Below are 8,875 nucleotides of genomic sequence, written 5' to 3'. Positions count from 1 at the left end.
CCGCCCTAAACCCTGGTACTGCGGTGCTTCAGACAAACCGCGGTGGACGGATTTGGGGCGGCTTCGCCACCCAGCGCGGGTCAAGCCCGCTCACTACAGAGGCGGTGTTGCTCCTGTCATCTCTTAACTGACTGGCATTAGGGCTTGCCCCCTCCCACATTAAAAAAAAGCCTGCCCACAGGCCCTTGCTCCACCGTATCGCCCTTGCCGCTCCTGCCAATAACTAAACCAGGGAGTCACCCCATGCAGCGTCGTACGTTATTGAAAGCCAGTCTCACCGCAGCCGCCGCCCTCAGCCTTCCACTGAGCGTGCGCCACGCATTCGCCGCCGAGCCCTTTACCTTTTACGGCCTCAAGTCCATGTCTGGCGCGTTTGCCAGCTACGGCAAGTTTGCCGACATGGGTTCGCGCCTGGCGGTGGGCCAACACCCCGACGTACTGGGTCGCCCGCTGAACTACAAGGTCATCGACACCGAAGGCAACGCCGGCAAGGCGGTGCGCAAGGTGCAGGAAGCCATCCAGCAGGACGGCGCACGGTTCTTCCAGGGGTGCACCCTGTCGTCGTCGGCACTCGCGGTGGCCAAGGAAGTCGATAAAGTCAGCGGCGTATTCATGACCCCGGTGGGCGCCGATGAGGTCACAGGTTCCGACTGCAACCACGCAACCTTCCGCTGGTCGGTGCCGACCTACGGCGCCATCCGCGAAACCATGGTGCCGCTGATCAAGCTGCTGCCCGAGGCCAAGCGCTGGTACACCATCACCCCGCAATACGTGTTCGGCGAGGCGCTGCTCGAAGGCGCCAAAAATGTGCTCAAGGAAAATGGCCTGGAACATATCGGCAACAGCTACCACTCGTTGCAGGAACAGGAATTCTCCGGTTACCTGACCAACGCCATTGCCGCCAAGCCCGATGTGCTGGTGCTGCTCAACTTCGGCAGCCAGTCGTCCAATACCCTGCGCCAGGCAGTTAACTTCGGTATCAAGGAGCGCATGAAGGTGCTGCTGGTGTGGTCCGCCGGCCTTGACCAATTCCAGGAACTGGGCAGCGATGTACTCGAAGGCGTGTACCTTGGCGCGCAGTACTGGCACCAGGTCGACACCCCGCTCAACCGTGAATTGGTCAAGCTGACCCAGGCCAAATACGGCATCAACCCCACCTACCCGCTGGCCGCTGACTACATCAGCACCAAGGTCATGCTCGACACCATCATTTCAACCGGCAGCTTCGACGGGCCGACCGTGGCCAAGGCCATGCAGGGCCTGAGCTACGAAGGCCCCACCGGCAAGGAGTCGATCCGCGCCGGCGACCATCAGGTCATCAAGGACTACTACCTGATGGTCGGCAAAGCCACCAGCGAGATGGCCGACAAGGACGACCTGGCCAAGGTGCTCAGCGCCGGCCAATCGTTCCCGCCCGTAGAAGCCACCGGCTGCAAGCTCGGCTGATCCCCTGAAATGCATTGCGCAGGGCCGCGCAAGCGGCGTCCTGCCGAGGGTTCCTGCATGCTCAATCTTTACCTGTTCCAGATACTCAACGGCCTTGGGTTGGGAATGATCTACTTCCTGATCGCGGTCGGGCTGACCATCATTTTCGGCCTGCTCAACTTCGTCAACTTCGCCCACGGCGCGTTCTTCCTGCTGGGCGCGTACATCTGCTACACCGCCGTCAGCCTCACCGGCAACTTCTGGCTGGCGCTATTGATTGCGCCAGTGGTGGTGGCCGCCTTGGCATGGGTGATCGAGCGACTGTTGATCCAGCGGATTTATCACTTGCCGCACATGTTCCAGATCCTGGTCACCCTGGGGATCGCGCTGATCATCCAGGAAGCCAGCGTGATGATCTGGGGCCCGGTGGGCAAAAGCGTCGCCGTGCCGGAACTGCTGCGCGGCGTGCTGGTGGTCGGCGATTTTGTCTACCCCTACTACCGCCTGTTCCTCATCGTGTTCTCCGGCCTGGTCGGCCTGGGCCTGTGGCTGCTGCTGGAACGCACGCGCTTCGGCGCCCTGGTGCGCGCCGGCAGTGAAAGCACCGAAACCGTGTCATTGCTCGGTACCAATATCTTCCGCCTGTTCTCCATGACCTTCGCCCTCGGCGTGGCCCTGGCCGGTGTGGCCGGCGTGCTGTTTGCGCCGTTGCGCGGCGCCCAACCGTTCGTGGGCCCGGAGATCCTCGGCGTGGCCTTCGTGGTGGTGGTGATCGGCGGCATGGGCTCGTTCAGCGGTGCGCTGGTCGGCGGTTTATTGGTGGGCGTGGTGCAAAGCCTGATGACCACACTCTGGCCCCAAGGCGCGAGCCTGATGATCTACGGCGCGATGGCCGTAGTGATTCTGGTGCGCCCTTACGGCCTGTTCGGGAGAGCCTGACATGAGCGAGAAAAATCCCCTGCCGTTTGCCAAGACCCAATCCAAAGCCATGTTGCTGTGGGTGCTGGCCGTGCTGATCGGCCTGCCGTTGATATTGCCTTCGGCGACCCTGGCCACCGAGATCCTGATCTTTGCCATGGCCGCCCTCGCCTGCAACCTGCTGCTGGGCTACACCGGGCTGCTGTCGTTCGGCCAAGGTATCTTCTTCGGCGCCGGTGCGTACTGCGCGGCGTTGTTGATGATCCATTTGCAATTGGGCTTGTTCACTGCGCTGCTCGGTGCCGCTGTCGCGGGCGGTTTCCTGGCCTTGTTGGTGGGCGCCCTGGCGATCCGTCGCACCGGCATCTACTTCGTGATGCTGACCCTGGCCTTCAGCCAAATGGCCTACTTCGTCGCCTACACCTTGAGCGACTGGACCGGCGGCGACAACGGCCTGCTCAGCGTGCCGCGTCCGGAGATCCGCCTGGGTGACAGCGTGCTGCTGTCACTGGCCGACGCCCGTGCGTTCTACGGTTTTGTCGCGGTGCTGTTCCTGTTGATCTTCATCGGCGCCCGCCGGGTCATCGCCTCGCCGTTCGGCAGCACCTTGATGGCCATCCGCGAAAACGAAACCCGGGCTTCGGCCATCGGCTACGACACCCGCCACTTCAAGATCCTGGTGTTTGTGCTGTCCGGCGCCGTCACCGGGATTGCCGGCGCGCTCTACGCCATGTTGCTGCACTTTGTGCCGCTGTCGAATATCGACCTGGCGATGTCCGAGAACATCCTGATCATGACCATCGTCGGCGGCACCGGCTCATTGTTCGGCTCGTTGCTGGGTGCCGGCTCCATCGTGTTGCTGGGGGATTTCCTCTCCGACCTGTGGCCGCGTTGGCTGATGCTGCTGGGGGTGATTTTGATCCTGGTGGTGATCTTTATGCGCGGCGGTTTGTGGGGCGGCCTGGCGTCGCTGTTCGAAAAGGTGCGCGGCAGCCGCAAAACCGCCGTGATCGCCAAGGAGGAAGGGCTATGAGCATCCTGCTGGAAACCAAAGACCTGGAACTGGCCTATGGCGCGTTCCACGCGGTGAACGGTGTCAACCTCAAGGTCGAGGCCGGCACCATCCACACCATCATCGGCCCCAACGGCGCGGGCAAGACCAGCCTGTTTCACTGCCTGACCGGCGAACGCCAAGCCACCGCCGGCGCGATTCATTTCGACGGCAAGAACCTGATGCGCAAACCCGCCCACGGCCGTGTCGGCCTGGGCATGGCGCGTTCGTTCCAGCTCACCAGCCTGTTCCAGAACCTCAGCGTGCGCGAAAACCTGCGCCTGGCCGCCCAAGGCCGCGACGGCGCCCGCGCCCTGAATTTCTGGCGCCGCGTGGACAGCAAACGCGAACACCTGGAGATGGCCGATCAGGTGCTGGAACGCCTGCAACTCAGCGCCCGTGCCGACACCCTGGCCGGCGAGTTGTCCCACGGCCAGCAACGGGTGCTGGAAGTGGGCATGTCGATCTGCTCCAAGCCCAAACTGTTGATGCTCGACGAACCCACTTCGGGCATGGGCATCGATGACATCCCGATCATGACCCAACTGATCAGCGACCTCGGCCGCGACCACACGGTGCTGCTGATCGAACACAACATGAGCATCGTCATGTCCATCAGCCAACGCATCACGGTGATGAGCCACGGACAGATTCTGGTGGAGGGCACGCCGGAATTCGTGCGTGCCGATGAACGTGTGCGCACCGCATACCTTGGGGAGGCTGCCTGATGCTGATCGTCGAAAATATCCATTCCTACTACGACAAAAGCCACGTGCTGGAAGGCGTGTCGCTGACCGTCAACCCCGGCGAACTGGTGACATTGCTGGGGCGTAACGGCGCGGGCAAGACCACCACCCTGCGCAGCATCCTCGGCATCATATGCCCGCGCCAGGGCCAGATTCACTTCAACGGCCAGGCGCTGGTGGGCCAGAAGATCTTTGAAATCGCGCGCCAGGGGCTGGCGCTGGTGCCGGAGAATCGCGGGATCTTCCGCCTGCTCACCGTCGAAGAAAACCTGCGCATCGCCGCCCGCAAAACCAGTCGTTGGCAACTCGACGACGTGTACGCCATGTTCCCGCGCCTCAAGGAGCGGCGCAAAAACGCCGGCCATGCGCTGTCTGGCGGTGAACAACAGATGCTCGCCATCGCCCGCGCCCTGCTCAATGACCCCAAGCTGCTGATCCTCGATGAACCCACCGAAGGGCTGGCCCCGGTGATCGTCGACGAGTTGGTGAAGATCCTGCGCAAGGTCAAGGACGACGGCCTGCCGGTGCTGCTGGTGGAACAGAACCTGATGGTCTGCGACAAGCTCGCCGACCGCCATTACGTACTCGAACAGGGCCGTGTGGTGTACGAAGGCAGCGCCGCTGACTTCCGCGCCGACCCGTCCATCAAGAACCGCTATTTGGCCCTGAGTGCCTGACTGGAGAATGCCCATGAACAGTTTTGCGCAACCGCTCAACAGCAACGCCCCGCTGATCAATCGCGACCGCTTGTGGCAATCCCTGATGGACCTGGCCCGGCTCGGCGCCACCGTCAAGGGCGGCGTATGCCGCCTGGCCCTCACCGACCTCGACCGCCAGGCCCGCGACCTGTTTGTGCAGTGGTGCGAGGCCGCCGGGTGCAGCGTCAGCGTGGACGCCATCGGCAATATCTTTGCGCGCCGTCCGGGGCGCAATCCCGCCCTGCCCCCGGTGATGACCGGCAGCCATATCGACACCCAGCCGACCGGCGGCAAGTTCGATGGTTGCTACGGGGTGATGGCCGGGCTGGAGGTGATCCGCACCTTGAATGACTTGCAGATCGAAACCGAAGCCCCCATCGAAGTGGTGGTGTGGACCAACGAAGAAGGCTCGCGCTTCCCGCCGTGCATGATGGGCTCCGGGGTGTTTGCAGGGAAGTTCGACTTGCAGGAGACCCTGGACAAACGCGACGACCAGGGCCTGTCGGTGGGCGCCGAATTGCAGCGCATTGGCTATGCCGGTTCCCGTGCCGTGCTGGGCCACCCGGTGGGCGCGTATTTCGAGGCGCATATCGAACAGGGCCCGGTGCTGGAAGACCAGGCCACCACCATTGGCGTGGTGATGGGCTGCCTCGGACAGAAGTGGTTCGACCTGACCTTCACCGGCGTCGAAGCCCATGCCGGTCCCACGCCGATGCACTTGCGCAAGGATGCCTTGGTGGGCGCCGCCGAGGTGGTCAGCGCGGTCAACCGTATCGCCCATCAACAGCAACCCCACGCCTGCGGCACCGTGGGCTGCCTGAGCCTGCACCCCGGCTCGCGCAATGTGATTCCCGGCCAAGTGCACATGACCATCGACCTGCGTCACCTGCATGCGGACAAGCTGCAAGCCATGGTCGACGAAGTGCGCGGTGTGATCGAAGCCACGGCCAAACAGCACGGGCTCACGTTTGAACTGACCCCCACGGCCGACTTCCCGCCCCTGGATTTCCACCCGGCTTGCGTCAACGCCGTGCGCGACGGCGCTAGCAGCCTGGGCCTGAGCCATATGGACATCGTCAGCGGCGCCGGGCATGACGCGATTTTCGTCGCCGAACTGGGCCCGGCCGGCATGATCTTTGTGCCATGCGAAGGCGGCATCAGCCATAACGAAATCGAAAACGCCGCGCCGGATGACCTGGCCGCCGGGTGCGCCGTGTTGCTGCGGGCCATGGTCAATGCGGCACAGGGGGACGTGGCATGAGCGAGATGGGCGAACTGACGGCGCTGCAACTGCTGCAGCATTTTCGCGACAAAACCTTGTCGCCCGTGGAAGTCACCGAGGACGCGTTGCTGCGCATCGAGCGCTACAACCCGGTGGTCAATGCCTACTGCCATGTCGACCCGCAAGGCGCGCTGCACGCCGCACGCGCCTCGGAACAACGATGGCTCAAGGGCGCACCCTGCGGCGCACTGGACGGTGTACCGGCGTCCATCAAAGACCTGACGCTGACCGTTGGCATGCCGACCCGCAAGGGCTCGCGCACCACCTCCGCCGAAGGACCGTGGGAAGTCGACGCGCCGTTTTCAGCCTTTATGCGCAAGGCTGGCGCGGTGCTGCTGGGCAAGACCACCACCCCGGAATTCGGCTGGAAAGGCGTTACTGACAACCCGCTCTACGGCATCACCCGCAACCCGTGGGACACCCGCACCACGGCGGGCGGCTCGTCCGGTGGCGCGGGGGCGGCGGCGGCGTTGAACCTGGGCGTGTTGCACCAGGGCAGCGATGCCGGCGGTTCGATCCGCATCCCCTGCGCGTTTACCGGCACCTTTGGCATCAAGCCGACCTTTGGCTACGTGCCGCAATGGCCGGCCAGCTCCATGACCATCCTGTCGCACCTGGGGCCGATGACGCGCACGGTGGAAGACAGCGTGTTGATGCTGCAAACCATCGCCCAGCCAGATGCCCGCGATGGCTTGATCGGCGCGCCACGCACCACGCCATGGTTGTCGGGCGCGACGGACTTGAAAGGCCTGCGCATCGCCTACAGCCCGAACTTCGGTTATGTGAACGTCGACCCGCAAGTTGCCAAGGTGGTCGCCCAGGCCGTGGAAGGTCTGGTGCAGTTGGGCGCCCATGTCGAGCAGATCGACCCAGGTTTCAGCGACCCGCTGGAGGTGTTCAGCACCCTGTGGGCGGCCGGCGCCGCACGCTTGACCGGCTCGATGAGTGATGCGCAAAAACAATCGCTGGACCCTGGCCTGCTGCGCATTGCGCAACGCGGTGAACGCCTGAGCCTGGACGACTTCAACGCCGCCCTGGAAGCACGGGCCGCATTGGTGGCGCGCATGGCGGCGTTCCATGAGCATTACGACGTGCTGGTGTCGCCCATGATGCCGATCACCGCGTTTGAGGCCGGGCATGATGTACCGCCGGGTTCGGGCTTGCAGGAATGGACCGAGTGGACGCCATTCACCTACCCCTTCAACCTCACCCAGCAACCCGCCGCGTCGGTGCCCTGTGGGTTGGCGAAAAATGGCTTGCCGGTGGGGTTGCACGTGGTGGGTGCGCGGTTTTCCGATGATCAGGTGCTGAGGGTGTGTCGAGCGTATGCGAAGGCGTTTCCTACTCGACATATCCAAGTGCCGAAAAGTACGACGTGAAATGCAATCAACGGTGGGAGGGGGCTTGCCCCCGATGGCGGTGGGTCAGCTAACTAATATGTGGCTGATACACCGCCATCGGGGGCAAGCCCCCTCCCACAGTTCCGAGCGCATTCCATTACACTGTCCCCCATTCATTCCCGGGGGCCTTATGGACATCGAACTGGCACGCACCTTCCTCGAAATCACCCGCTGCGGCAGCCTGGCCGCGGCGGCCGAGAAGCTGCACGTCACCCAGACCGCCATCACCGCACGGGTCAAAAGCCTGGAAAGCCAGTTGGGCTGCACCTTGTTTGTACGCAATCGCGCCGGAGCCCGGCTGACCGCCGATGGCGAAGCGTTCGTGGTGTACGCCAACCAGCTGCTGCAAACCTGGGAAGCTGCAAAACGCGACCTGCCATTGCCCGAGGGCTATCGCAATGTGCTGCATATCGGTGGCGAGGTCAGTCTGTGCAACCCGCTGATGCTCGGCTGGGCCCAGGCCCTGCGCGAACATATCCCCGGCCATGCGCTGCGCACCGAAGTGCGTGAAGGCGACTACCTGCTGCGCCAACTGGAGCTGGGCGTGCTGGATGCCGCACTGGTGTTCCAGCCGCAGTACTGGCCGGGGTTGCAGGTTGAACAGGTGCTGGAAGAAAAACTGATCCTGGTGCAGCTGGTCAGCAAACCGGAGCCCTATGTGTACATCGACTGGGGCCAGGGCTTTCGCCAGCAACACGACACCGCCCTGCCCGATAAAGCCCGTGCGGCGCTGAGTTTCAACCTGGGGCCTCTGGCGTTGCAGTACATCCTGGAGAACGGCGGCGCGGGTTACTTCCGTACCCGCGTGGTGCAGAGCTATCTGGACAGCGGCGTGATGCAGCGCGTGCCCAAGGCGCCGGAGTTCAACTTTCCGACGTACCTGGTGTATTCACGGGCGCGGGATTCGGCGGTGTTGCAGCAAGCGCTGGAATTGCTGCGCGGAGTGGTCAAGGCCGAGAGCGATTGGTCGCAGCGCTGGGATCCTCTAATTTGAAATGAGATCAACTGTGGGAGGGGGCTTGCCCCCGATTGCGGTGTGTCAGCTAATAAATTTGTAGCTGACACTCCCTCATCGGGGCATAGGTATCTACACAACTTTGAGCATTGCTGCTGGACCTGTGGCGAGGGAGCTTGCTCCCGTGACGGCCTGGCAGTCGGGCTCTTTTTACCGGGTGTAAATCGGTTCTAGTGTGGGAGCGGGCTTGCTCGCGAAGGCGCCCTATCATGCGGCTAAGTTTTCTCGGATGTACACCGAACTAATGTGGGAGCTGGCTTGCCTGCGATGGCTATGTATTGGGCGCTGGAGCGTTTGGGTTTGAGTACATATCCGTTGTTTGGGTGAAGGCTGATATGGG

Annotated in this window: 8 protein-coding genes; all 8 read left to right on the top strand. The window is 63.1% G+C overall.

Going from position 1 to position 8,875, the window contains the following annotated elements:
- Positions 1 to 243 precede the first annotated feature (243 nt).
- The 8 genes from DYL61_RS30660 (at position 244) to DYL61_RS30625 (ending at position 8,514) form a co-directional block, all read left to right on the top strand.
- Positions 244 to 1,446 (top strand): ABC transporter substrate-binding protein, encoded by a 1,203-nt coding sequence (locus tag DYL61_RS30660; protein ID WP_135311499.1) that lies wholly within the window; start codon positions 244 to 246, stop codon positions 1,444 to 1,446.
- A gap of 57 nt (positions 1,447 to 1,503) precedes the next feature.
- A complete protein-coding gene (locus DYL61_RS30655; RefSeq protein WP_105695775.1) occupies positions 1,504 to 2,364 on the top strand; it encodes a branched-chain amino acid ABC transporter permease in 861 nt (286 codons plus the stop codon).
- Position 2,365: 1 nt separating this feature from the next.
- Complete coding sequence (locus DYL61_RS30650; protein ID WP_135311498.1) at positions 2,366 to 3,376, top strand: branched-chain amino acid ABC transporter permease; 1,011 nt, start codon at positions 2,366 to 2,368, stop codon at positions 3,374 to 3,376.
- Positions 3,373 to 4,122, top strand: coding sequence for an ABC transporter ATP-binding protein (locus tag DYL61_RS30645; protein ID WP_015884778.1), 750 nt, complete (start codon positions 3,373 to 3,375; stop codon positions 4,120 to 4,122). Before DYL61_RS30650 ends, DYL61_RS30645 begins: the two co-directional genes overlap by 4 nt.
- Positions 4,122 to 4,817 carry an ABC transporter ATP-binding protein gene (locus DYL61_RS30640; protein WP_135311497.1) on the top strand — a complete coding sequence of 232 codons (696 nt, stop codon included), beginning with the start codon at positions 4,122 to 4,124 and terminating at the stop codon, positions 4,815 to 4,817. Before DYL61_RS30645 ends, DYL61_RS30640 begins: the two co-directional genes overlap by 1 nt.
- 13 nt (positions 4,818 to 4,830) lie before the next feature.
- Positions 4,831 to 6,099, top strand: coding sequence for a Zn-dependent hydrolase (locus DYL61_RS30635; RefSeq protein WP_135311496.1), 1,269 nt, complete (start codon positions 4,831 to 4,833; stop codon positions 6,097 to 6,099).
- Positions 6,096 to 7,499, top strand: a complete 1,404-nt coding sequence (locus tag DYL61_RS30630; RefSeq protein WP_135311495.1) for an amidase — start codon at positions 6,096 to 6,098, stop codon at positions 7,497 to 7,499. The genes DYL61_RS30635 and DYL61_RS30630 overlap by 4 nt, the downstream gene beginning before the upstream one ends.
- A 151-nt stretch (positions 7,500 to 7,650) precedes the next feature.
- Positions 7,651 to 8,514: a LysR family transcriptional regulator gene (locus DYL61_RS30625; protein ID WP_135311494.1), complete on the top strand. Its 864-nt coding sequence runs from the start codon at positions 7,651 to 7,653 to the stop codon at positions 8,512 to 8,514.
- The last annotated feature ends 361 nt before the right edge of the window (positions 8,515 to 8,875 follow it).

Source organism: Pseudomonas nabeulensis, from assembly GCF_004682045.1.
Lineage (GTDB): Bacteria > Pseudomonadota > Gammaproteobacteria > Pseudomonadales > Pseudomonadaceae > Aquipseudomonas > Aquipseudomonas nabeulensis.
This window is presented reverse-complemented; position numbering and strand designations above follow the sequence as displayed.

What these genes read in the sequence shown, in the direction of transcription:
- DYL61_RS30645 (WP_015884778.1), top strand. Translation starts at nt 3,373, where the DNA reads ATGAGCATCCTGCTGGAAACCAAAGACCTGGAACTGGCCTATGGCGCG.
- DYL61_RS30660 (WP_135311499.1), top strand. Translation starts at nt 244, where the DNA reads ATGCAGCGTCGTACGTTATTGAAAGCCAGTCTCACCGCAGCCGCCGCC.
- DYL61_RS30650 (WP_135311498.1), top strand. Translation starts at nt 2,366, where the DNA reads ATGAGCGAGAAAAATCCCCTGCCGTTTGCCAAGACCCAATCCAAAGCC.
- DYL61_RS30635 (WP_135311496.1), top strand. Translation starts at nt 4,831, where the DNA reads ATGAACAGTTTTGCGCAACCGCTCAACAGCAACGCCCCGCTGATCAAT.
- DYL61_RS30640 (WP_135311497.1), top strand. Translation starts at nt 4,122, where the DNA reads ATGCTGATCGTCGAAAATATCCATTCCTACTACGACAAAAGCCACGTG.
- DYL61_RS30630 (WP_135311495.1), top strand. Translation starts at nt 6,096, where the DNA reads ATGAGCGAGATGGGCGAACTGACGGCGCTGCAACTGCTGCAGCATTTT.
- DYL61_RS30655 (WP_105695775.1), top strand. Translation starts at nt 1,504, where the DNA reads ATGCTCAATCTTTACCTGTTCCAGATACTCAACGGCCTTGGGTTGGGA.
- DYL61_RS30625 (WP_135311494.1), top strand. Translation starts at nt 7,651, where the DNA reads ATGGACATCGAACTGGCACGCACCTTCCTCGAAATCACCCGCTGCGGC.